Source organism: Streptomyces sp. NPDC096132 (assembly GCF_044763345.1).
Taxonomy (GTDB): Bacteria; Actinomycetota; Actinomycetes; order Streptomycetales; family Streptomycetaceae; genus Streptomyces.
The window spans coordinates 871192-893888 of the sequence record NZ_JBIWGA010000001.1 but is presented as its reverse complement, the minus strand read 5'-3'; the positions used below and the strand labels follow the sequence as shown (position 1 = coordinate 893888).

Annotated in this window: 19 protein-coding genes; 14 read left to right on the top strand and 5 right to left on the bottom strand. The window is 73.0% G+C overall.

Annotated features, from left to right (window positions below):
* Positions 1-287: 287 nt before the first annotated feature.
* Positions 288-1136: an SMP-30/gluconolactonase/LRE family protein gene (locus tag ACIRF9_RS03815; RefSeq protein ID WP_403815733.1), complete on the bottom strand. Its 849-nt coding sequence runs from the start codon at positions 1134-1136 to the stop codon at positions 288-290.
* Entirely contained in the window at positions 1133-1906 is a 774-nt protein-coding gene (locus ACIRF9_RS03810) for an IclR family transcriptional regulator (RefSeq protein WP_403815730.1), read from the bottom strand. Before ACIRF9_RS03810 ends, ACIRF9_RS03815 begins: the two co-directional genes overlap by 4 nt.
* A 156-nt stretch (positions 1907-2062) precedes the next feature.
* Here ACIRF9_RS03810 and ACIRF9_RS03805 point away from each other — a divergent pair, with 156 nt between their 5' ends.
* Positions 2063-2680, top strand: coding sequence for a hypothetical protein (locus ACIRF9_RS03805; protein ID WP_403815727.1), 618 nt, complete (start codon positions 2063-2065; stop codon positions 2678-2680).
* On the opposite strand, the gene ACIRF9_RS03800 is transcribed toward ACIRF9_RS03805, so the two are convergent.
* Positions 2643-3698, bottom strand: coding sequence for a RimK family alpha-L-glutamate ligase (locus ACIRF9_RS03800; protein ID WP_403815724.1), 1056 nt, complete (start codon positions 3696-3698; stop codon positions 2643-2645). The two genes, ACIRF9_RS03805 and ACIRF9_RS03800, sit on opposite strands and share 38 nt — an antisense overlap.
* Positions 3699-3870: 172 nt before the next feature.
* Between ACIRF9_RS03800 and ACIRF9_RS03795 the strand changes: the two genes are divergently transcribed.
* The 9 genes from ACIRF9_RS03795 (at position 3871) to ACIRF9_RS03755 (ending at position 17774) form a co-directional block, all read left to right on the top strand.
* The gene (locus ACIRF9_RS03795) at positions 3871-5313 is read left to right on the top strand and encodes an acyl-CoA synthetase (protein WP_403815722.1); all 1443 of its coding nucleotides are present in this window, start codon (positions 3871-3873) and stop codon (positions 5311-5313) included.
* Positions 5310-6653, top strand: a complete 1344-nt coding sequence (locus ACIRF9_RS03790) for a carboxyl transferase domain-containing protein (RefSeq protein WP_403815719.1) — start codon at positions 5310-5312, stop codon at positions 6651-6653. Before ACIRF9_RS03795 ends, ACIRF9_RS03790 begins: the two co-directional genes overlap by 4 nt.
* A gap of 112 nt (positions 6654-6765) precedes the next feature.
* Entirely contained in the window at positions 6766-7116 is a 351-nt protein-coding gene (locus ACIRF9_RS03785) for a CU044_2847 family protein (RefSeq protein WP_403815716.1), read from the top strand.
* Positions 7113-8822, top strand: coding sequence for a trypsin-like peptidase domain-containing protein (locus ACIRF9_RS03780; RefSeq protein ID WP_403815713.1), 1710 nt, complete (start codon positions 7113-7115; stop codon positions 8820-8822). Before ACIRF9_RS03785 ends, ACIRF9_RS03780 begins: the two co-directional genes overlap by 4 nt.
* Before the next feature lie 173 nt (positions 8823-8995).
* The gene (locus tag ACIRF9_RS03775; protein WP_403815710.1) at positions 8996-10021 is read left to right on the top strand and encodes an AAA family ATPase; all 1026 of its coding nucleotides are present in this window, start codon (positions 8996-8998) and stop codon (positions 10019-10021) included.
* The gene (locus ACIRF9_RS03770) at positions 10011-13283 is read left to right on the top strand and encodes an SAV_2336 N-terminal domain-related protein (protein ID WP_403815707.1); all 3273 of its coding nucleotides are present in this window, start codon (positions 10011-10013) and stop codon (positions 13281-13283) included. The genes ACIRF9_RS03775 and ACIRF9_RS03770 overlap by 11 nt, the downstream gene beginning before the upstream one ends.
* 118 nt (positions 13284-13401) lie before the next feature.
* Positions 13402-14322 (top strand): RNA polymerase sigma factor SigJ, encoded by a 921-nt coding sequence (gene sigJ / locus ACIRF9_RS03765; RefSeq protein ID WP_403815704.1) that lies wholly within the window; start codon positions 13402-13404, stop codon positions 14320-14322.
* 27 nt (positions 14323-14349) lie between these two features.
* On the top strand, positions 14350-16479 hold the full coding sequence (locus tag ACIRF9_RS03760) for an MMPL family transporter (RefSeq protein ID WP_403815701.1): 2130 nt from the start codon (positions 14350-14352) through the stop codon (positions 16477-16479).
* A 476-nt stretch (positions 16480-16955) separates the two neighbouring features.
* Entirely contained in the window at positions 16956-17774 is an 819-nt protein-coding gene (locus tag ACIRF9_RS03755; RefSeq protein WP_403815698.1) for a type II toxin-antitoxin system prevent-host-death family antitoxin, read from the top strand.
* Between the two features lie 120 nt (positions 17775-17894).
* On the opposite strand, the gene ACIRF9_RS03750 is transcribed toward ACIRF9_RS03755, so the two are convergent.
* The gene (locus tag ACIRF9_RS03750; RefSeq protein WP_403815696.1) at positions 17895-18494 is read right to left on the bottom strand and encodes a GNAT family N-acetyltransferase; all 600 of its coding nucleotides are present in this window, start codon (positions 18492-18494) and stop codon (positions 17895-17897) included.
* A gap of 180 nt (positions 18495-18674) precedes the next feature.
* Here ACIRF9_RS03750 and ACIRF9_RS03745 point away from each other — a divergent pair, with 180 nt between their 5' ends.
* Complete coding sequence (locus tag ACIRF9_RS03745) at positions 18675-19268, top strand: transcriptional regulator (protein WP_403815693.1); 594 nt, start codon at positions 18675-18677, stop codon at positions 19266-19268.
* A 13-nt stretch (positions 19269-19281) separates the two neighbouring features.
* Entirely contained in the window at positions 19282-19872 is a 591-nt protein-coding gene (locus ACIRF9_RS03740; RefSeq protein WP_403815690.1) for an HD family hydrolase, read from the top strand.
* Positions 19873-19879: 7 nt separating this feature from the next.
* Here ACIRF9_RS03740 and ACIRF9_RS03735 read toward each other — a convergent pair whose 3' ends face one another.
* Positions 19880-20017: a hypothetical protein gene (locus tag ACIRF9_RS03735; RefSeq protein ID WP_403815687.1), complete on the bottom strand. Its 138-nt coding sequence runs from the start codon at positions 20015-20017 to the stop codon at positions 19880-19882.
* A gap of 262 nt (positions 20018-20279) precedes the next feature.
* Between ACIRF9_RS03735 and ACIRF9_RS03730 the strand changes: the two genes are divergently transcribed.
* Positions 20280-21317 carry a rod shape-determining protein gene (locus ACIRF9_RS03730; RefSeq protein WP_403815684.1) on the top strand — a complete coding sequence of 346 codons (1038 nt, stop codon included), beginning with the start codon at positions 20280-20282 and terminating at the stop codon, positions 21315-21317.
* 185 nt (positions 21318-21502) lie between these two features.
* A complete protein-coding gene (locus ACIRF9_RS03725; protein WP_403815681.1) occupies positions 21503-22576 on the top strand; it encodes a glycoside hydrolase family 5 protein in 1074 nt (357 codons plus the stop codon).
* Positions 22577-22697: the final 121 nt, after the last annotated feature.

Here is a 22697-nt window from a genome sequence, read left to right as displayed (position 1 = left end):
TTTCGCTCGCCCGCGCTTGCGGGTGCCGCTGCGCCCACCCGTGCCGCCCCAGCGGCACGACTGCCCGCAGCTGAGGCGGCATGACCCGCACAGCCGACGTGACTGCAACCCCCAAGGGGCGCGGGGAACTGCGCGACCAGCCCACGGCGGCCCGCGGCCGAACAACTGCCCGCAGCTGCGCACGCGAACAGCCGACGTGACTGCAACCCCTCAAGGGGCGCGGGGAACTGCGCGACCGGCCCACGGCGGCCCGCACCCGAAGCACAGCCCGCGGCCGGGCGACCGGCTCAGCCCTTGAAGGCCGGTTGTGCGAGGCCCTTTCCCGCGCCCGGTATCACCAGGAGTGAGCCCGCCAGTGGGTGAGGGGCCGTCAGGCCGACCCTCGCTGTGGTGATGTAGAGGTCCGTCAGGTCGGGGCCGCCGAAGGCGCAGGCCGTCACCCGGGGGGTGGGCAGGGTGAGGACGCGATCGAGTTCACCCGTGTGGGTGTAACGGCGTACCGCGGCCCCGTCCCACAGCGCCACCCACACACCGCCCTCCGCGTCGACGGTGAGGCCGTCGGGGAAACCGGCCCCGTCCTCGATCTCGACGAAGGGACGGCGGCCGGACACCCGGCCGTCCACGTGGTCGAAGACGTCGATACGGCCGGTCGGAGTGTCGATGTAGTACATCAGCGTGCCGTCCGGGCTCCAGCCGATGCCGTTGCTGACGGTCACGTCGTCCAGGACCGCTTCGACCGAGCCGTCCCCGCCGAAGCGGGAGAGCGTGCCGCCGCCGGCGGCCTCGTCGTAGCGCATGGTGCCGGCCCAGAGGGAGCCGTCGGGGGCGACGGCGGCGTCGTTGGCGCGGCGGCCGGGGACGGGCTCGTGGTGGAGCCAGCGGAACGAACCGTCGGCGTCCACGAGGCCCACGCCGTCCCGGAGGTTGAGGACCAGGCCGCCCCCGGCGCGGGGCTTGGCCGCGCCCACGTGCTGGTCGGTGACCCGGACCGTGCGGCGGCCGGTCGCGGGGTCGTAGGTGTGCAGACGGGCGCCCAGGATGTCGATCCACAGGAGGCGGCCGGTAGCCGCGTCCCAGGTGGGGCCCTCGCCGAGGGTCGCCTCGGCCCGTACCGCCACGTCGTAGGAGGTGCTCATGCCACGCTCCGGTAGCCCAGGAGTTCCGACAGTTCGGCGGCGCCCTTCGCGGCGAGCTGCTCCAGTTCGGCGCGGCGCTCGTCGCTCCAGCGGATCATGGGGACGGAGATGGAGAGCGCGGCGACGACCTGGCCGGTGCGGTCGCGGACGGGGGCGGCCACGCAGCTGACGTCCGGGTTGGACTCCCGGCTCTCGACGGCGATGCCCCGCTCCCGGATCTCCGCGAGCGCCTCGCGCAGGGCGGCGGGCTCGGTGATGCTGTTCGGGGTCATCCGGACGAGGTCGGCGTCGTCGGGGATGCGGGCGGTGAGCTCCGGCTCCGGGAGGGAGGCCAGCAGCATCTTGCCGACGGAGGTGCAGTGGGCGGGGAGGCGCCGGCCGGCGGCCGAGACCATGCGCACCGCGTGGGTGGAGTCGACCTTGGCGATGTAGATGACGTCCGTGCCCTCGAGGATCGCCACGTGGACCGTCTCGTCACACGTCTCGGCGACGGTGCGGGCGACCTGCTGACCCTCGGCGGCGAGGTCGAGCTGCTCGGCGTAGCGGCTGCCGAGCTGGTACGGACGGACACCCAGGCGGTAGCGTCCGGGCTGTCCGGGTACGGGGACGATGTAGGAGCGCGCGGCGAGCGTCGTGACCAGCTCGTGCACGGTGGTGCGCGGCAGCTGGAGCTTGCGCACGATGTCGGGTGCGGAGAACGTCCCGTCCCCGTCGAGGAAGAGCTCGAGAATGTCGAGAGCTCGGGTCACGGCTGGTACGAGGCGTCCCACGACCGGCCCCCTCCCTGTTCGTCCCTGGCCTGCGTTCGAAATTTCAACAGGCGATCGGCATGACGAACACAGGCTCGCACAAGCCGCCCCCACGGGCAATGGTCCTGAAACGCAGGACCGTACGCCGCGCGGGGCGCGGTGGGCCAGGATGGGGGCATGCCGACCCCGAAACGCCTTGCCGGCACCTTCACGGTCTCCGACTTCCAACTCGTGCTGCTGCGCCGTATGGCCGACCACAACCCGGATCTGGTGGAGGACACCCGCCACGCCCTGGGTGTGTCCCTCGCGCAGATGCGGGAGGCCAACAAACGCTGGCAGGCCATGGTCCACTCCCCGCACGCGCGGGGCGCCCTCTCCCGCTATCGCTCGGTCCTCGGTGAACCCGAGTCCAGAACCGCCCGCCGCGTCGGTGACCTGGACTGCGAGGCCTGGCTCTGGCCGATCCCCGTCTGGCCCGAACTCCGCTTCGAGGTGCTGCTCGCGCCGGGCGGCGGCGTCTGGAACGAGTGGCTGGTCCGCGCGCCGGGAAGGCCGGCCCCCGATCTGCGGACCCTGGACGATCTCACCGCCTGGTCCAGCACGGTCGACGAGGTCGCCCGCGCCTTCGCCCCGGCCCGCCCCCTGGAGGGCACGGCCCCGACCCGCTGGGCGCTGGCGTTCACGGCGCCGGACGCCCTGGGGGTGCCCCGGGAGGTGATCGCCGAGTTCACCTGGGGGCTGCTGCAGCGGACAGTGGTCAGGGACGGGAACGGTCTGCTGCCCGGGCACTTCTGAGGATCCCCGCCACGACCCCCGCCACCGACCCGGTGTGCAGGGACAGGAACAGGTTCGGTTCGACCAGCTCCAGTTCCATCACCCGCGGCCGCCCGTCGTCGCCGTCCACGAGGTCCACGCGCGCGTAGAGCAGCTCGGGAGCCTTAGGGCCCTCCTGATGGATCTCCGCGGCGTCGCGACGCCCGGCACGCACGCTCGCCGCACGGTGTGGAGGGCCAGGTGGCTCCGCCACATGACCCTCCACATTGCACGCCGATCGCACGCACCGAACGCCGCTCCTTCTCCCACGGAGATCCATCAGGAGGGCCCTCGGCACGGCCGCCAGGGCCTGTTCGGCCACGGCGATTTCGGCGTCCGTCGGCTGCCAGGGCTCCAGGCCCGGGTGGGCCACCTTGCGCTCGTCGTACGGCGTGCCGGGCGCGAGGACGGCACCCTTGCGGCTGGCGTGCAGCAGACGGCCGTCGAAGAACTGCAGCGCCCGCTCGCCGCTCACGTCGATGCCCCGCACGTAGGGCTGCACCATCGCGGTGAAGCCCTCCGCGTGCATCCGCGCGAGCTGCCGTACGGCGATGTCGCGCTCGTCGGGCGTGTAGCGGGCGGCGAAGCGGGCGCCCGCGCCGGAGGTCGGCTTCACGACGTACTCGTGGCCGTCGGGCAGATCGGCCGGATCGCCGGGCGCGAGGTAGCGCGTGGGGACGGTCGGCACTCCGGCGGCCGCGAGTTCCCCGAGGTAGCGCTTGTCGCTGTTCCAGCGGATGACCTCGGCCGGGTTGGCCAGCCGGGTGACCGCGCCGGTCTTCTGCGCCCAGGCCGTGAACTCGGCCGCGCGCCAGCTGTAGTCCCAGGTGGAGCGGATCACGGCGAGGTCGTGGTCCGCCCAGTCGACGTCCGGATCGTCCCAGACGACGGCCTCCGCGTCCGCCCCCGCGTCCCGCAGCGCCTCCACCAGCCCGGGCAGGTCGCGGTCGACGGCGACCTCGGGTCCGGGCCGACAGGTGACGAGGGCGATGCGGGGCACGGCGACTCCATCTTCGTACGCATGTCCGATGTTCGATCTCCGGAAGGCTAGCAACCGGCACGGGCCGCTTGACCTTCCTCACATGGTCGAGGCGGCCCGCCCCGGGGCAGGATCGGTGGCACGGCCGCCGGTAGCCATCGGCGGCACGGCCACCAGCCCAAGGAGCGTCCGCGTGTCCTCTCTCTTCCCGGCCCTCACGGACGATCCCTCCGAGCGGGTGGCGCTGCGGTTCGGTGAGCGGGCCCTGAGCTACGCGGAGCTCGCGGCGGCGGCCGGGGCCGTCGGGGAGCGGGTGCGGGGGGCGGGGAGGGTGGCCGTGTGGGCCACGCCGGCCCTGGAGACCGCCGTGGCGGTGGTGGGGGTGCTGCTCGCCGGGGCCGCCGCCGTGCCGCTCAACCCGAAGTCGGGGGAGAAGGAGCTCGGGCACATCCTCCGGGACAGCGCCCCCGGGATCGTCCTCGCCGCTCCGGGCGACGAACTTCCCCCCGCCCTCGACGGGTTGGAGCGTGTCGACGTCGACGCGCACGGCACCGGGGCCCCGTCCCCGGAGCCCGTGGCCGACGAGGACCCCGCCCTCGTCGTCTACACCTCCGGCACCACCGGCCCGCCCAAGGGCGCGGTGATCCCGCGGCGCGCCGTCGCCGCCACCCTGGACGCCCTCGCCGACGCCTGGCAGTGGACCGGCGAGGACGTGCTGGTGCACGGGCTGCCCCTGTTCCATGTGCACGGGCTCGTGCTGGGCGTGCTCGGGCCGCTGCGGCGCGGTGGATCCGTACGGCACCTCGGACGGTTCAGCACGGAGGGCGTCGCCCGGGAGCTGAACGGCGGCGCGAGCATGCTGTTCGGGGTGCCGACGATGTACCACCGCGTCGCCGAGGCGCTTCCCGGCGATCCCGAGCTGGTCAAGGCGCTCTCGGGGGCGCGGCTGCTGGTGTCGGGTTCGGCCGCGCTGCCCGTGCACGACCACGAGCGGATCGCGGCGGCCACCGGACGGCGGGTGATCGAGCGGTACGGCATGACGGAGACGCTGATGAACACCTCCGTGCGGGCCGACGGGGAGGCGCGGGCCGGGACCGTCGGGGTGCCGCTGCCGGGTGTGGAGCTGCGGCTCGTGGAGGAGGACGGGGCGGTCGTCACGGCGTACGACGGGGAGACCGTCGGGGAGATCCAGGTGCGGGGGCCCAACCTGTTCACCGAGTACCTCAACCGGCCCGACGCGACCGCCGGCGCGTTCACCGCCGACGGCTGGTTCCGGACGGGTGACGTGGCCGTGCTCGATCCGGACGGGTATGTACGGATCGTCGGGCGCAAGGCCACCGACCTCATCAAGAGCGGCGGGTACAAGATCGGCGCCGGGGAGATCGAGAACGCGCTGCTGGAGCATCCGGGGGTGCGCGAGGCCGCCGTCACCGGGGAGCCGGACGCGGACCTCGGTGAGCGGATCGTCGCCTGGGTCGTCCCGGTGGATCCGCAGTCCCCGCCCGGGAGCGGTGAGCTGGCCGACCATGTCGCCCGCCGGCTCGCGCCCCACAAGCGGCCCCGCGTGGTGCGGTACCTCGACGCGCTGCCCCGCAACGACATGGGGAAGATCATGAAGCGGGCCCTGTCGTCATGACGGGACGCGCGAGCGCACGGGAGGTCGTCGCCCTCGTCGCCGACCCCGCCTCCTTCATCGAACTCCCCCACCCGGCAAGGGACTTCACTCCCGACGGTCCGCTCGCCTGGCCCGGCTACGACCTCTCCCGCGCCCGCGCCGCCGAACGCACCGGCGAGACGGAGTCCGTCGTCTGCGGCACCGCGAGCGTCGAGGGCACGCAAGCGGTGCTGATCGCCTTCGAGTTCGGGTTCCTCGGCGGCTCACTCGGCGAGCGCACCGGCGACCGGCTGGCGGCGGCGTACACTCACGCCCGTGAACACCGGCTGCCGGTCGTCCCGTTGGTCGCCACGGGCGGCAGCCGGATGCAGGAGGGCATGCTCGCCCTCACCCAACTCCAGCGGGTCGCACGGCAGTCGGCGCTGACCAGGCAGGCCGGGCTGCCGCAGCTCGCGGTGGCGCGGGATCCGACGACCGGCGGAGGATGGGCCACGCTCGGCGCCGGCGCCGACGTCGTCCTCGCGCTGCCCGGCGCGCAGGTGGGGTTCGCCGGGTCACGGGTGCGGCCGGCGGACGCCGATCCGGCCGCGTACACGGCCGAGGCGCAGGTCGCGGCGGGGGCCGCGGACGCCGTCGTACGGCCCGAGGAGCTGCGGGAGACGCTGGGGCGGTGGCTGCGCCTGCTGACCGGGACCTCGGCGGAGCCCGCCCCGGTGCCGGAGCCGCTCGGCGCGACGGACCTCCCGGCCTCCGGGTGGGACGCCGTACGACGCGCCCGCTCGCCCCGAAGGCCCCGCGCCGCACGCTACTTGGACGCCTACTTCACCCACCGCCTCGCGATCTCCGGCGACCGCTGCGGCGGCACCGATCCCGACGGGATGCTGTGCGGCTTCGGGGACCGTCAGGGCCGTACGGTCGCGTACGCCGCGCAGACCGGGGCCGCCACCCGGCCCGCCGGGAACCGCACGGCCACCCGGCTGATCCGGCTCGCGGACCGGCTCGGCATCCCGGTGCTCACCCTGGTGGACACCCCGGGCGCGGCCAACGACGCCGAAGCCGAACGGCAGGGCGCGGGCGCCGCGATCGCGGAGCTGTTCGGCGCGGTCGCCACCGCCCGGACGCCGATCACCACGCTGGTGATCGGCGAGGGCGGCTCCGGCGGGGCGCTCGCCCTGGCCGCGCCCGGCCGCACCTGGGCCGCACCGGACAGCTACTTCTCGGTCATCGCCCCCGAGGCGGCCGCCGCGATCCTCAAACGCCCGCCGCGGGAGGTGGCGGCGACGGCCGACCAACTCCGCATCCGACCACAGGACTTGGCCGAACTGGGGGTGATCCGGACAGACGATCGGCGGACGCCGTGAAAACGGCGGGAGGAACAGGACAATCCCGAGTACCGTCCGTAACAATGGGGACGCACAGAGCCGCACGGCCCGGAACCGGATCCGGGTCCGAGGGAAGGGGCCACGGGGGCGCGTGGACGGACTGGTGGAGTTCAGGACCGACGACGGGGCCGTGGTCTCCGTCGAGGCGGCCGCCGAAGGGCGGCCCGGGTCGCGGCTGGTGGCCCGCGGGGACGGCACGGTCCAGGCGGCCCGTACCTTCGAGGGCGCCCTCGAAGGGGTCCGCGCGGCGGCCGAGTCGGCGCTGCGGGTGTTCCGGGACGGCACGTTACGGCCGGACGGGGTGGAGATCGAGTTCGGCGTGAAGCTCTCCGCGGAGACGGGCGCCATCATCGCCAAGGGCACCGCGGAGGGCCACCTGGTGGTGAAGCTGTCGTGGTCCCCCTCCCCCGCCCAGGGCCCGGAGCCCACCGCCGCCTCATGAACAGCGCCGAGTGGCACGCCCGGATCGAGAGCGCCGGCCAGGTCGCCGGGGCCGGCTTCCTCATCACCCCGCGCAAGGTGCTGACCTGCGCCCATGTGGTGCGGCAGGGCGGTGCGGCGGACGCGCTGACGGTGACGTTCACCGAGCGGCCCGGCTCCCCCGCCGTACCGGCCCGGGTGATCGCCGACGGCGGCTGGGGCGGCGGCCCGACCGACCTCGGCGACCTCGCCGTACTGGAACTGGCGTACGACGTCCCGATCGCGCCGGCCGCGCTCGCCCCCGTCGACGCGGCGCACGGGCAACGCGCCGACCGGCCCCGCAAGCTCGTCGTGTACGGCTTCCCGGTCGGCTTCGACGAGGGCACGCTCGCCGAGTACCGCATCACCGCCACCCAGTTGCTCAACCGCGAGTGGATCCAGCTGGAGGCCTGGCAGCCGGGCGGCCAGCCGCTCGCGCCGGGCTTCAGCGGCGCCGCGGTCACCCTCGCGGACACCGGCGAGGTCGTCGGCATGGTCACCGCGGCCGCGGGCGCGCAGGGGGTGCACAACGGGCGGATGATGCCCACCGAGGTCATGGCCCGCTACTGGCCGGACCTGGAGGGCCTGGTGCCCACCTCCGACCACCGCAGTGCCGACCGCGCCCGGCTGCGCGCCCTCGTCGAGCGGGCCGTGCGCGCGGGCCTGGACTGCGATCCCGTACGGCTCTACACGGCCGCGGCCGGACCGCTGGACCCGCTCCCGCCCGAGGAGGGCTTCGAGTCGCTGTGGTCGGCGGCGCTGTTCGTGCTGTGCGAGATCGACGGGGCGGACGCGGCGGCGACCGTGGCCCGGTTCGCGGACCGGCTCGAAGCCCTGTTCCAGGCGTCCGTGGAGGCGTCCGACGCCCCCGAGTGGTCGCCGATCCTCGTCGACCTCCAGCACAGCGGCGCCGGCGACGGGCAGGTCCTCGTCGAGGTGTCCGCGTACAGCGGGGGCCGTAGGCATCCGGTCGGCTCCGACACCGTCCCGCAGGCCCGGGTGCGCGCCTATGTGCAGGACCGGATCGAGGCCGCGTTCCGCTATCTGACGCCCGGCTGCGACGAGTTGATCGCGTTCGCGCTGCCCCGGGACTGGATCGACCTGCCGGTGGACCGCTGGGCGAGCGCCCCCGACGACGACACCCCGCTCGGGTCGGTGTACCCGCTCGTCGTCACCGACCAGGCACGGCTGAGAGCCGGCGCGCGGCATCAGCTGACCCGCGCCTGGAAGCGGCTCGACACCCTGCCGGGGGCGCGGGTGCACCGCGTGGAGTGCGGGAGTCCCGAGGAACCCGCGCGGCTGCGCATGCGGCTGCGCAGGCCCGACGCCTGTCTCGCCGGCTTCGCCACCGCCCCGGCGGCGCCGCGCACCCGCCCGCACTTCGACACCTCGCTCACCGCGCCCGCCCCCGTGGTCATCTGGTCGCGCGGCGGCTGCGCGACCGGCCCCGAGGAGGCCTGCGCGGGCGGGGACGGCTGCGCCGGCAAGACGTTCCTGGACGAGCTCGACGCCTGTGTGTCCGGCGTGCCGCCCGCCGAACTCCCCCGGCAGGTCCTGGCGCTCCGCGAGGAGGCCGACGCGGAGGACGGGCACTGGGCCCGGGACATCCAGCTGCTGTGGGACGACCCCCGCGTCTTCACCGACCCGCACGGCGGCACCCCCGCCCACGCCCACTCCCCTGTCGCCTGAGCCGCCCCACACCGACTTACGCCCCACGCCGAGTTACGCCCCCCACGCCGTTTTACCCCGCCGCACGCCCCGCCTACGCCGACGTACACCGCCCACACCGACCCACGCCCGCCCACGCCGACCTACACCGCCCCACACCGACGTACGCCGAGTCACGCCGAGTTCGGAGAACCATGCCCCACTGGACCGTCTACACCGGGAACAGCGAGCCGCACGACGGCATCGACCGGCTGCCCGCGCCGCCGCCCTGGCGGGCATTCGACGGCGAACCCGTGCTGCCCGCGCCGCACGACGCCGACGACGAGGCCGCCGTCTCCCCCGACCGCGTCCACCGCGCCCGTACGTACGTCGCCACCCCGGAGAGCGTCCAGCTCGTCAACGCGGCCCTCGTGCTGCGCCGCCCGCTGCTGGTCACCGGCCCGCCCGGCACCGGCAAGTCCTCCCTCGCCTACGCGGTCGCCCGCGAACTGGGCCTGGGCCCGGTGCTGCGCTGGAACATCACCAGCCGCTCCACCCTCGCCGACGGGCTCTACCAGTACGACCCGCTGTCCCGGCTGTACGCGGCCCGGCAGGCGGCACGGGCACCGCAGGGCGTGCCGGGCGGCGACGTCGAGGACCACCTGCGCCTCGGCCCCCTCGGCACCGCCCTGCTCCCCTACGGCCGTCCCCGCGCCCTCCTGGTCGACGAGATCGACAAGAGCGACCTCGACCTGCCCAACGACCTGCTGAACGTCCTGGAGGAGGGCCAGTACGAGATCCCCGAACTGATGCGCGCCGCCCGCCACTCCGCCGCGGACGCCACCGCCGAGGTCCTCGCCGACGGCACCGACACCCCGGTCACCGTCACCCGGGGCCGGGTCCGCTGCCGCGCCTTCCCGTTCGTCGTGCTGACCAGCAACGGCGAGCGCGAGTTCCCGCCCGCCTTCCTGCGCCGCTGCGTCCGTCTGAAGCTGCGCCGCCCCGGCCGCGAGCAGCTCACCGAGATCGTCCGCGCCCATCTGGACACCCCGCCCGGCGAGGCGGAACACCTCATCAACCGCTTCCTGACCCGCGCGGCCGACGGCGAACTCGCCACCGACCAGCTGCTGAACGCCCTCTACCTCACCGGAGTCGCGGGCCTTGACGCCGACTCCCGCGACGCGCTGGCGGAGCAGTTGATGCCGTACCTGAGCGCCACGGCGGACGGCGATGGCTTCTGAGGAGACACCGGGCGGCGACACGGCGGCCCTCGATCGGCTGACCGCGCTGCTGACAGCCGCGGCGAACACCCCGCCGACGGCGCGCGAACTGGCGGAACTGCTGTGGCTGGCGCAGAGGCTGGGGGACGGGAAGGAGAGCGCGAAAGCCACCGGGGACCCGGCCGTGCCGGCGCCCCCCGCCCCGGTCGCGCCCCCGGCGGAGCACGAGCCCCCGGCAACCCCGCCCACCCCCACCGACCGCGTCCCGCTCCACCTCCCCACCCCCTCTCCACCGCCCGCGCCGGTGCCGACGCCGACAGAAACCGACCCGACCGACCCGACCGGCCCCACCGACCCGACCGGCCCCACCGGCCCGACCGGCGGAGCCACGCGCACCCCGCTCCTCGCCCCCGCGCCCCCGATGCTCCCCCACCCCCTCGCCCTCCAGCGTGCCCTGCGCCCGCTGAAGCGCACGGTGCCGGCGGCCCGCGCCCGGCTTCTCGACGAGCGTGCGACGGCCGACCGCATCGCCCGGCTCGGCGCGCACCCGGACGTCTGGCTGCCCGTCCTGCGTCCCGCCCGCGACCGCTGGCTGCGCCTGAACCTGGTCCACGACACGGGCCCGACGATGCCGGTCTGGCGTCCCCTCGTCCGTGAACTGCACACCGTGCTGGCCCAGTCGGGCGTCTTTCGCACGGTCACCCTGCACCCGGCCGGCCCCGACGGCGGTGCCCGGCACGTCCCCGACCCGGGCGACGGCCGTACCGTCACGCTCGTCGTCAGCGACTGCATGGGGCCGCAGTGGCGCCCCGGCCCGGCGGGCGAGCGCTGGTACCGCACCCTGCGGCACTGGGCGGCGCGGATGCCGCTGGCCGTCGTACAGCCGCTGCCGGAGCACCTGTGGCCGACGACGGCGCTGCCGGCCGAGCCCGGCGTCCTGGCCGCGCCGGCCGCGGCGGCCCCGCTCACCGCGCTCGCCTTCATCCCCCACGACCCCGAGGCCGCGCCCCCGCCCGGCTCGGCCCTGCCCCTGCCGGTCCTCGAACCCGGCGCGCCGTGGCTCGCCCACTGGGCGGCGCTGGTGGCGTCCCCGGGCGGTGCCCACACCCCGGGCGCGGCGGCCTGGCTGCCACCGGCACCGCTCCCCACCGCACCGGCCCCCTCCCCCGCCGCCCTCCCCGCCCAGGACCTCGTGCTGCGCTTCCGCGCCACCGCGTCCCCGGAGGCCTTCCGGCTGGCCGGGCATCTGGCGCTGGCCGTGCCGTCGGTGCCCGTGATGCGCCTGGTCCAGCGCGCAGTGGACCACGATCCCCGCCCGCAGCACCTCGCCGAGGTCATCCTCAGCGGCATGCTCACCGCCGTCCCCGGCCCACCCGGCTCCTACGACTTCCGCCCAGGCGTACGCAACCTGCTCCTGCGCACCCTGCCCCGTTCGGCCCGCGGCCGCACCCGTGAACTCCTGGAGCGGATCGGCGGGTTGATCGGCGCACGGGCGGGGCTGACGGCGGGCGAGTTCCGCGCGGAGGCGGGCGGCGGCGAGAGCGACGGCGCGGGACCGCTGTTCGCCACGGTGGACGAGGAGACGGTACGGCGGCTCGGCGGGGGTGACGCACGGGAGGTGATCGGCGGGCGGAACACGACTCCCACGCTCGTCCTCCAGACCGACACCGACCTCTCCACCCACCCCGAAAGCCGTATCACCCTCGAGTACGCGGTCCACCAGGTCCTCTCCCGGGGCGCCCTCACCCCCCAGCAGTACGAGGTCGACGTCCGCCCGAACGGCTACGTTGTCCGTGTCCCCGACGCCGTCGACCTGCTGCCCGTCCTGGTGGCGGCCCTGCGCTGGCTGCCGGGCCACTGGGCCACGCTCGCCGAACCGCCGCGGCTGCTCGTGGCGTTCGGGATTCCCGCCCGGCAGACGATGAGCAGCGACGCCCGCATGCTGATCGTCGTCTCCCCGGCCCTGTACGACAGCTTCATCGCGAGTTCCGCCGCCGTCGGCCCGCACCGCTTCCATCCGCTGTACGGGGACGGGAACGCGCCCTCCGCCTGGTACCACCCCGGGCCCGAGCGGCGGGACCTGGTGAAGGGTCCCCTCGTCACCCCCGACCTGGCCCGGCTCGGCATCCCCGCCCCCGGCCGCACCGCCGTGGTGCACACCCGTCCCGAGGGCCCGCTCACGCTCCTCAACCCGGCCGACCCGTACGGCGGCGCCCCGCCCCGCCCCGTGACGTACTACGAGGTCGACCTCACCCCGCAGCGGTCCGGCCTCCAGGCGTCCCTGCCCAGTTCCGGCAAGGGCGACTTCACCGCCGCCGTCGAGCTGTCCTGGCAGGTCGTGGATCCCGTCGCGTTCGCGCGGGCGGAGGTCGAGCGGGTCGGCGAGCGGCTGGCGGACCACTTCCGGGAGGCGGCGGCCGTGATCACCCGGCATCACTCCGTCCGCAGGCCCGCGGGCGCCCAACGGGCCGTCAACAGCCAGCTCGGCAGGTGGCCGGTGCCCGGTCTCGCGGTGACCTGCACGGCCGCCCTCGCGCCGGACTACGCCCCACCGCCCGAGGTACGCCGGCCGGGACCGTCCGGCCGGCCGCTGTCGGAGCTGCTCGGGGACGCCGAGACCGTGCTGTTCGGCTTCGACGGCCCGCTGACCCGGCTGTTCACGGCGACGAGCGCGCGTGCGGCCGCCCTGGAGCTGCTCGCCGTGGTCGCCGAGCACCGTGACCCCGAGGACGCGCTGGCCGGCCGTCCGCCGGGGGACGCGGGCGCGGTGCGGGAGCTGTTCGTGCATCCGCTGGACGTGCTGCGGGCCTTCGCGCGCGACCGGATCGGGCCGCTCCTGCGGGAACGTCTGGACGAGGTGGAGCTGGGGGCCGTACCGGACGCGCCGACGACCCACCACTCGGTCGCCCTCGTCCGTGCCCTGCACGCCGCGGGCCGTCGGGTGGGAGTCGCCACGGACGTCTGCGAGCGGGCCGTCCACCGGCATCTGGAGTCCCATCGGCTCCCGCTGCTCGCGGGTGTGCACGGCCGTGCCGACGACCTGGGCCGGCTGATGCCGCATCCCGACTGTCTGCTGCGCGCCCTGCGCCCGCAGGGCGCCCCCGCCGGCACGGGTGTCCTGATCGGCTCCACGGTCGCCGAGCTGACCGCCGCCCAGCAGGTGGGCCTGCGTTTCATCGGCCTCGCCCGCAATCCCACGGTGGAGCAGCGTCTGCGCGAGGCGGGCTGCGAGGTCACGGTGGCCTCGCTGACCGCCGTACTGGAGGCGGCCCGCTCGCTGTAGCGCCTCGGCACGGCGGGCCGCCGATGAGACGTGGGTCACTTTCCAGGGGGTGGATGTCACACTCCGGGTCCCCGGGTCCCTCTCAGCTCGGAATGCATCCGCGACGGGAGGCCCTTCGATGTCCCACGCTCCGCATCCGGTGGCGCACACCGCGACACAGGTGTTCGGCGACCACCGTGAGCTGTTGTTCTCGATCGTCTACAACCTGCTGGGCAGCGTCTCCGACACCGAGGACGTGCTGCAGGAGACCTGGTTGTCGTGGGCGGCCCGGCGTCGGGCGCGGGGCGCGGAGCGGATCGACAACCCGCGCGCCTATCTGGTGCGGATCGCGGTGAACGGGGCCCTCGCCCACCAGGCCGCCGTGAGCCGCCGCCGGGAGACCTACGTCGGGCCCTGGCTGCCGGAGCCGCTCGTCGGCCCCCTCGCCGACGAGCCCGCGCCCGTCGACGCCGCCGACGCGGCGGTGCGCGCGGAGTCGGTGTCGATGGCGCTGCTGGTGGTCCTGGAGACCCTCACTCCGCTGGAACGCGGGGTGTTCGTGCTGCACGAGGTGTTCGGGTACGCCCACACCGAGATCGCGGAGATCCTCGGCCGCAGTCCGTCGGCGATCCGTCAGCTCGCCCATCGGGCCCGCGAGCACGTCCATGCCCGGCGGCCCCGCTACGAGCCCGATCCGCGGGTCCGCCGGCAGGTGACCGAACGGTTCCTGGCCGCCGCGCTCGGCGGTGACCTGGACGCCCTGCTGCAGCTCCTGGCGCCCGACGTGGCCCTGTGGGGTGACGGCGGCGGCAAGGGAGCGGGGGGCGTGCGGCCCCTGTACGGCCGGGAGAAGGTCGCCCGGCTGCTCGCCGCCGTCGCCCCCCACTCGGGCAAGGGCCTCGACATCGCCTACCGCACGGTCAACGGCGCCCCGTCGGCCCTGCTGCTGGTCGGCGACACGCCGTACGCGGTCCTCGTCCTCGACCTCACCCCGGACGGCGACCAGGTGTGCGGGATCTACGCCGTCGCCAACCCCGACAAGCTCTCCCACGTCGCCTGACCGTCCCCTGGACAGCGAGGAGTCCTCATGGTGCGCACACTGGCGTCACTGCCCAGCGGCAGAGTGGCGAAATGGGTCGTCGTCGCCCTCTGGGCGGTCCTGCTGGTGCCGGCCCTGATGCTGGCCGGCCGGCTCGGCGACGTCGAGGAGAACGACAACGCGGCCTGGCTGCCCGGCGACGCGGAGTCGACCAGGGTCGTCGAGCGGGCCGAACGGTTCCAGCCCGCCGACACCCTGCCCGCGATCGTGATCCACGACCGGCCCGGCGGCATCACCTCCGCCGACCTGGCCGAGGCCCGCGCCGACGCCGAGGCCTTCCTGGGCGTCGAGGGCGTCGTGGGGCAGCCCCAGGGCCCGGTGACGTCCGAGGACGGCGAGGCCGTCCAGACCGTGGTCCAGATCCGCAAGGACCGGACGGGCTGGGAGGGGATCGGCAAGGTCGTCGACGCCCTCACCGAGGTCGGCGAGAAGAACGGGGCGAAGACGGACGGTCTCGGGTTCCATGTCACCGGACCGGCCGGGCACGCCTCCGACTCCATCAAGGCCTTCGGCGGAGGGGGCGCCCTGACGACGATCACCGCGTCGGTGGTGGTCCTGATCCTGCTGCTCACCTATCGCAGCCCGGTGCTGCCCCTGCTGCCGCTGCTGACCGCGGGCGGCGCCCTGGTCACGTCCGAAGCGGTGATCTACCTGCTGGCGAGGCACGCCGGACTCACCGTCAACAAGCAGACCGGCTTCATCCTGACCGTGCTGGTGTTCGGCGCCGCCACCGACTACGCGCTCCTGCTCACCTCGCGGTACCGGGAGGAGCTGCGGCGGCACGAGGACCGGCACGCGGCGATGGCTCAGGCCCTGCACCGCTCCGGCCCGGCGATCGTCGCGAGTGCCATGACCGTCGCGGCCGGCCTGACGCTGCTGATGCTGGCCGACCTCAACTCCACCCAGGGGCTCGGTCCGGCCTGTGCCGTCGGTGTCCTCGTCGGGCTGCTCGCCATGGTCACCCTGATGCCGGCGCTGCTGGTCGTCTGCGGCCGCTGGATCTTCTGGCCGGTGCGGCCGTCGTACGGGTCGGCCGGGGCGACCGGGGCGGCCGAGGAGGGCCTGTGGAACCGGGTCGGGACCGCCGTCGCCGGCCGGCCGCGGCTGGTGTGGGCCGGCACCGCGCTCGTCCTCGGTGCCATGGCGCTCGGCACGCTCGGGCTGAGGGCCGACGGGCTCGCCGCCAAGGACCAGTTCACCGGCAGGCCGCAGACGGTCGTCGGCGAGGAGATCCGCTCCCGGCACTTCCCGGCCGGGTCGGGCGACCCCGTGTACGTCCTGGCCCGGGCCGGCTCGGCGGAGCGGGTGCGGACCGCGCTGTCCGGCGTCCCGGGCGTGACCGACGTCTCGGCGCCGGTGGTCAAGGACGGTGAGGCCATGGTGCTCGGGGAGCTCGACGACGATCCCAGCGGCACGGAGGCGATGCGCACCGTCGAGCGGGCCAGGGCCGCGGTCCACCGGATCGAGGGCGCGCACGCCCAGGTCGGGGGCAGCACGGCGATCCTTCTCGACACCCGGGAAGCGGCCGCCCGCGACTCCCGGGTGATCATCCCCATCGTGCTGGTCGTGGTGTTCCTCGTCCTCGTGCTGCTGCTGCGGGCGGTCGTCGCCCCGCTGCTGCTCATGGCGACGGTGGTGCTGTCGTTCGGCGCGGCCCTCGGTGTGAGCGGTCTGGTGTTCGACCATGTGTTCCACTTCGCCGGTGCGGAGGCCTCCTTCCCGCTCCTGACGTTCGTGTTCCTGGTCGCCCTGGGCATCGACTACAACATCTTCCTGGTCACCCGGGTCCGCGAGGAGACCCTGCTGCACGGCACCCGGCGCGGCGCGCTGACCGGCCTGTCCGCCACCGGAGGTGTGATCACCTCGGCCGGCCTGGTGCTGGCCGGCACCTTCGCGGCGATGGCCTCCCTGCCCCTGGTGTTCGCGGCCGAACTCGGCTTCGCGGTGGCCTTCGGCGTACTCCTGGACACCCTGATCGTCCGCTCGGTCCTGGTCACCGCGCTGACCCTGGACGTGGGGCGCTGGATGTGGTGGCCCGGCGCGCTGTTCCGGCGGCCCACCACCCTTCAGCCGCCGGCGGACAGACACGATCTCGAATCCACCCTCAGAGCCAGGTGACCGACTTCCGCCCGCGCTTGAGCCGATGCCATCGGGATGACGACGAGTCAGCCGAGACGGGAATCTCCTCCATCTCCCCTCTCATTATCCTCTGTTGGCACTGGAGGTGCCCTGTGTTCCCTCTCCATGGCACCCAACAGAGCGAAATACAGGGCTGCTGATGCCGCAACTGCGCCGCCCAGTGGAGGGGAGGTCCAGAAAAGGACCCCTTGAGCAGCCGCTAGCACTGCTACCCCGACCCCAGCTATCCTGCGACCATTCCGTCCGCTACGCAGCAGTCGAGTCCGCGTGAGCCAACGCATCCGAACCTCTCTCACACTAGATCAACACCGAACCGGGAGCGAGGAGATGCACACTCGGAAATACCGTCTCCGCTCGCCCTCTGCAGAGTGGCTCAACGGGTTCATGACGGGCAAACAGCTGTGTGTACACGAGCACGGACAGGGCCCCCTTGACGTCAAGGACAACAGAGCTGTATGAGCGAGGATTCAGAGCAAGAGCTTGGAATTCGCGAAGCGCGGAGGTTACTGACCACGCTGGTGGCCGGAGTGGAACAGGACGGCAAACCCGTGCGTCTGACAAAGCACGGCCATCACGTGGCATCCATCGTCAGCGCACAGGACGCCGACCGACTGGCGCTCGGGGCGAAGAATCCACTCGAGGTTCCCGGTGACATTGCCACGGCCACCAGGATCATCGAAGGGTTGTTGCCGGGCGGGTCCGGTCTACTACCGGAGTATCGATCGGTCCAGGCGATGGACACGAGGAAGATCACCGGAGGACTCGCCACCCTGCTGAGGGCATTGTTCACGGTGATCCGCATGAAATACCCCTACGGCAGGGTTTCACTGCATGAGGACGAGAACGAGGAGAGCGAGTCCGGGTTATCCATGTCGGTCGCCGACATGCTGATGCACAAGGTTCTCGATCAGGCGGTCGGGGCGGCGCTCATGGCGGATGAAGCCGGAGACGAGATCACAGGCTTCGACAAATCAGCCTTCGACGAGTCGGCGATCGCCATCGTCGCAGGCGCTCTCTGGGCCGCACAGATCGGAGCAAATCCAGTCGAGTGGAGAAACAAACTCTCACAACCGGTCACCGAGCGGGAACTCGTGGCATGGGTTTCCGCAACCTATGAGGCTGCCGATTTCGTGAGATTCTTGATCGACGGGAGCGCGGACGATGAGAGCACGGACGATGCAGCTCCCACAGAAGGGCTCTTCTGGGTCCTGGAAGCGATGTACGAGCCGGAAAGCCTCGTTGAGGAGATTGAAGCGAAGGAGCGTGATGACTGACCCTTCGACCAATTAGGTCGTAGGCCCGCTCTCGGCAACGGCCCACGCGACACGGTGGCGGCGCTGTTGCTGCCGCCCCGCCGGAACGGCCGACCAGGGCAGCGCAGAGAGCAACGGTCGTCAGGCAGCCCTCTGGTTGACGAACCCGAGCGACGTCAGCCCCTCGGCCAAACACAGGCGGTCGGACGCGCCACCCACCTCGGTCTGGAGGAGCTGGTACGCCGCGCCGTGCAGGTGGCCCCAACGCATCGCGGCGCGCCACAGGGCCCGCCCGTAACCGAGGCCGCGGTATTCCGGCAGGACGCCCAAGTACTGGGGCAGTAGCCGCGCCCGCCCGCGGGGATCGTTCATCATCTCCATGGGGCCGATGGCGCCGGCCACGCGGCCCTCGTGGAGAACGGTGAGGACCGGGCCGACCGTCCCGGCCCGCATCCGCTCGTAGAGGAAGGCGAAGCCGTCTGCTGCCATCAGCTCGGCGAAGACGGCGAACCGCTCGGGCTCGCGGAGCTGCTTGTAGTCCAGCACCCGCGCGTCCGGGGCCTGCCCGGGCCCGTCGTTGAACTCCTTGAGCTGGACACGGGTCGCGCCATGGGCGTGTGCCTCGGGCTGGTCGGGGCCGTGGAACCAGACCACCCGGGCCTTGGCGGCGCCATGAACGGCGGCGAGCTTGCCGGCGAGGTCGGCGCCGACGGACAGGTTGTCGGGCGCCGATCCGTACACGTGGACCTTGACCGTCCCGGGGTCATGCAGCGCGAACTCGCGGAAGTCCTGGTCTGGCCACTCGACCAGGTGGCTCCGCGCCCTGTGCGTGAGCTGCCCAGGCCGCCCCGCTCACGCCGAGGGCCGGCCCCGTCCGGGCCGCAGCTGACCGCGCCGGAGTTGCAGACCTTCTTCGCTCGCATGCGTACCACAGCCGAGCAGGCGCGCGGGCCCGAACAGTTCCTGCTTCGCCGCCAAGCGCTCTACCTGTCCGGCTACGACCGGGCGGCGGACACCGGGGACTGGCTTGCCCACCAGCAGCGCACGGAGCGCCCTGACGACTGGCTGACCGCCTGGCTCAACAACCGTTCGGTGGCCGCAGTGGCCGCCCGGCACGGCGACCGGGACCGCATGGACTTCTTCATCGGCACCGCGCTCCAGGACGACGCCGGCGAGGCCGCGAACCTCGCTTACTGGGCGTACTGGGTGGGCGAGGCGCCCCTCCCGCAGCTGTCCGACGACTTTATTGCCGACGGCTCGCTGGGCCCCTGGCACGGGGACAAGCTCCTCACCCACCTGGTGGACGGCATCGCGCCCGAGCACGGCTATGTGGACCTGAACATCCACAGCGTGTGGGCACTGCTCCAGATCCGGCCCAACCTGCTCAGCTCGGGCGAGGCAGCCCGGGCCCTACGCGAGAGGCTCCCGATCATGTTGGATGGCGGAGGACTCTCGTCGCGTGCGCGGCGGGAGTTGGAGAGCATCCTGTATGCGATCCGCCTCGCCGAGGCGTGAGAGGAGCCCGACGGTGTCCGAGGACCAGGAGCTGACTGCGGTAGCGCGCTTCCTGTTCGAGGCGGGGACGCTCAAGAACACCAAGCGGTCCGGGTGGTGGATGGCCGGCGTCAAGGACCCGGAGTCCGTAGCGGATCACTCCTGGCGAACCTCCCTGATCGCCTCGATCATCGCTCAGATGGAAGGTGCCGACCCGGCCCGTGCCGCACTCCTCGCCGTATGGCACGACTCCCAGGAGACCCGCACCGGCGACGTGAACCACCTGGGCAAGAAGTACACCCAGGGCGAGCCGGACCCGCGCGCGATCACCGCCGACCAGGTCGCCGGCATGCCCGAGGGCCTGGCCGACGCCATCCGCGCCGTGGTCGGCGAGTACGAGGCGAAGGAGTCCCCGGAGGCTGTCTGCGCCCGGGACGCGGACAAGTTCGAGTGCATGATCCAGGGCATCGAGTACCGCGCCCAGGGCTACGCCGACGCACAGCGGTGGATCGACAACAGCCGTAGCCGGATCACCACCAAGAGCGGCCAGGCCCTCGCGGACGCCGTGCTGGAGACCGGCTCGCTTGACTGGCTGCGTGCCGCCCTCGGCGAGACGCGGCGCTGACGGTCGGCTAGAGCTGCCTAGTGCTGACGTAGCGCAGCCCCTTGCCGTAGCGGGCCGGCGCGGGGGCCATGCACCACTGGCGCGGCGGGCACCCGCCGGAGCCGTATGTGTGGGTGGACTGCTGGCTTCTCTGTATTTCGCTCAATCCACTCCTCAGCCATCGCCAGGGCCGCCAGAGCGTGATCGACGCAGCGATCTGACGGCCGAAGTCTTCCTCTCTCACGGCGCTCGGCGTTCCATTCGGTGACCTTGTCCCGTTCGGGCGTACCCCAGCCGGCCCCCTTGAACAGGCGCCCCCTCTCTCCGCCCCCCAGGATGCGAAGGAGGCCGACCGTCCGGCGGCCCACCCGTACGAGAGGGCCGCCGGCTCGGCGGCCCCACGGTCTGCGCTCTCGGGAGGACCCGCCATGACCGCCAGTCTGGAGCAGTTGCGCCGCTGCCACTTCGCCGTCGATCTCGGTGCGGCGCGGACCCGGGTGTATGTGAGGGGGGCCGGGCTCGTCGTGGACCAGCCGTCCGTCGCAGCCGTGAACACCCGCACCGGCGCGCTGATCGCGGTCGGCGAGTTCGCCGAGCGGATGACGGGCCGTACCCCCCACTACATCCGGGTGATGCGGCCGGTCTCCGGCGGCACGGTCGTCGACATCGAGATGGCCCAGCGGATGCTGCGGCACCTGCTGGGCGACAAGATCCGCCGGCAGTTGCGCCGCAAGCCGTTCCTGCGGGCCGCCGCCTGCACCCCGCACGACGCCGACCCGCTCGCCCGGCGCGCCACGGTCGAGACGCTGGTCGGCCTGGGCTCGCGCCGCGTGGAGCTCGTCGACACCCTCATCGCGGCCGCGGTCGGCTGCGGGCTGCCCGTCGAGCAGCCGGAAGCCACCATGGTCATGGTGTGCGGGGCGGCCGCCACCCAGGTCGCGGTGCTCTCCCTCGGCTCCATCGTGACCGCCGAGCGGATCCCGGTCGGCGGCGAGGCCGTGGACCACGCGATCGTGCAACACCTGCGCCACGAACACGAGTTGATGCTGCCGAGCCAGTCCGTACGACCGCTGCAGCTCGCCCTCTCCGGCAACGGCCTCACCCCGCACGGCCCGGCGCGCACGGAGATCCACGGGCGGGACGTCGCCACCGGCCTCGCCCGTTCCGTGCAGGTCGACACCGCCGCCGTACGGGACGCGATCGAGACCCCGCTGACGGCCGTGCTGGACGGCATCGGCCGGGTGCTGCGCGAATGCCCGCCGGACCTGGTCGCCGACCTCGCCGACCGCGGGATCATGATGGTCGGCGGCTCCGCCCTGCTGCCGGGCTTCGACCACATGCTGCGCCAGTACACCGGCATGCCGGTGCACATCGCCGAGCGGCCCGACATCTGCGCCGCGCAGGGTCTGGGCGCCATGCTGGAGGGCAGGATCGCGCCGCTGACCCTGAACCCGCTGGCCACCTGAACCGGCGCCGGGAGGCGTCTCTCCGGCCTCGTGCGTCACTCCCCTCGCAAACGTTACGCGCGCGAAACCTTGACGATCACCTGGCAGGGTGCCACGATTCCGGCGCCGCCATGTTTGCGTAAACATCAGCCACTGGACGGGCTCGATGTTTACGCAAACATCGTCGTCCTCGAAAGGGCAAGTCGATGCGCCAGACCCCCACCAGAGCCTCCTCCCCCGCCTCCCGGTCCCCCCGCCCGCGTGCCGCCCTCGTCGCGGTCGCCGCCGCGGCGGTCGTGGGCAGCACCCTCGCCGCCGCCCCCGCCTCGGCCTCCGCCGCCCCGGCCACCGACACGACCCAGTTCAGGGGCGTGAACTGGGCGGACCCGCGCGACAACTTCGCCGACGACTACCTCCAGCTGTCCGGCCTGTCGACGTCCGACACGTACCGGCAGACGTACGCGAAGGCGAGCCGCGTCATCGCGGCGTTCCGCGCGAACCTCGGCGCCAACACGGTCCGGCTGCCGATCAACCCGTACACGGTCGACGGGGCGTACTGGAAGTCGTACCGCGGAGTCATCGACGCGGCGTCCGACCAGGGCTTCAAGGTGATCGTGTCCTACTGGGAGGGCACGGGCGACCGCAAGGACGGCTACATCGACGACGAGGCCACGTACTGGCCGATGTGGAACACCGTCGTCAAGGCGTACAAGAACGACAAGCGCGTCTACTTCGAGCCGATGAACGAGCCGCACGGCTACACGGACACCGAGTGGGCCGACATCGCCGCGAAGTGGCTGAACACCTACCCTGCCGTCCCCCGCAACCGGGTCTTCGTCAGCGGCGCCGGCTACAACGACCACGTCACCTCCGTCTGCGCCGACCCGCGCCTGAAGGGCACCTACCTCTCCCTGCACCACTACGGCTTCTGGAAGTCGTACGCCACCTACGACGAGTGGGTGGCCGACCTGAAGGTGCGCATCGGCGACTGCGCCAACCGGACGGTGGCGGACGAGTTCGGCGCGCCGATGACGACCGGGCTGAACTACAACGTGAAGACCCCGGACGACAACTACGTCAACTTCATCCAGGCCGTCACCGACACCTTCCGCGAGCTGAAGATGGGCTCGGTGTACTGGCCGGGGCTGCGCACCGACGACACGTACTCCCTGCAGAAGCTCGTCGGCCCGGTCGACCGTCCATGGCTGGAGACCACCAACCAGTCGGGCGCGGACCGTCTCGCCTGGGGCTGGGGCCGTGGCAAGCCGGTCAAGGACTGAGACGTCCCGGACAGGGCCCGCCGACCCGACGGTCGGCGGGCCCGCACCCGCGCGCCCGGCGGGACCGCGGAGCCGAAATCCCCGGCGTGAATACGTCGTTGATCCTTCCGTCGTCCGCCGC

Excerpts from the sequence above, each read along its gene's own strand:
- ACIRF9_RS03815 (WP_403815733.1), bottom strand. The coding sequence starts at position 1,136 with ATGAGCACCTCCTACGACGTGGCGGTACGGGCCGAGGCGACCCTCGGC.
- ACIRF9_RS03805 (WP_403815727.1), top strand. The coding sequence starts at position 2,063 with ATGCCGACCCCGAAACGCCTTGCCGGCACCTTCACGGTCTCCGACTTC.
- ACIRF9_RS03790 (WP_403815719.1), top strand. The coding sequence starts at position 5,310 with ATGACGGGACGCGCGAGCGCACGGGAGGTCGTCGCCCTCGTCGCCGAC.
- ACIRF9_RS03780 (WP_403815713.1), top strand. The coding sequence starts at position 7,113 with ATGAACAGCGCCGAGTGGCACGCCCGGATCGAGAGCGCCGGCCAGGTC.
- ACIRF9_RS03775 (WP_403815710.1), top strand. The coding sequence starts at position 8,996 with ATGCCCCACTGGACCGTCTACACCGGGAACAGCGAGCCGCACGACGGC.
- ACIRF9_RS03770 (WP_403815707.1), top strand. The coding sequence starts at position 10,011 with ATGGCTTCTGAGGAGACACCGGGCGGCGACACGGCGGCCCTCGATCGG.
- sigJ (WP_403815704.1), top strand. The coding sequence starts at position 13,402 with ATGTCCCACGCTCCGCATCCGGTGGCGCACACCGCGACACAGGTGTTC.
- ACIRF9_RS03760 (WP_403815701.1), top strand. The coding sequence starts at position 14,350 with ATGGTGCGCACACTGGCGTCACTGCCCAGCGGCAGAGTGGCGAAATGG.
- ACIRF9_RS03755 (WP_403815698.1), top strand. The coding sequence starts at position 16,956 with ATGAGCGAGGATTCAGAGCAAGAGCTTGGAATTCGCGAAGCGCGGAGG.
- ACIRF9_RS03745 (WP_403815693.1), top strand. The coding sequence starts at position 18,675 with ATGCGTACCACAGCCGAGCAGGCGCGCGGGCCCGAACAGTTCCTGCTT.
- ACIRF9_RS03730 (WP_403815684.1), top strand. The coding sequence starts at position 20,280 with ATGACCGCCAGTCTGGAGCAGTTGCGCCGCTGCCACTTCGCCGTCGAT.
- ACIRF9_RS03725 (WP_403815681.1), top strand. The coding sequence starts at position 21,503 with ATGCGCCAGACCCCCACCAGAGCCTCCTCCCCCGCCTCCCGGTCCCCC.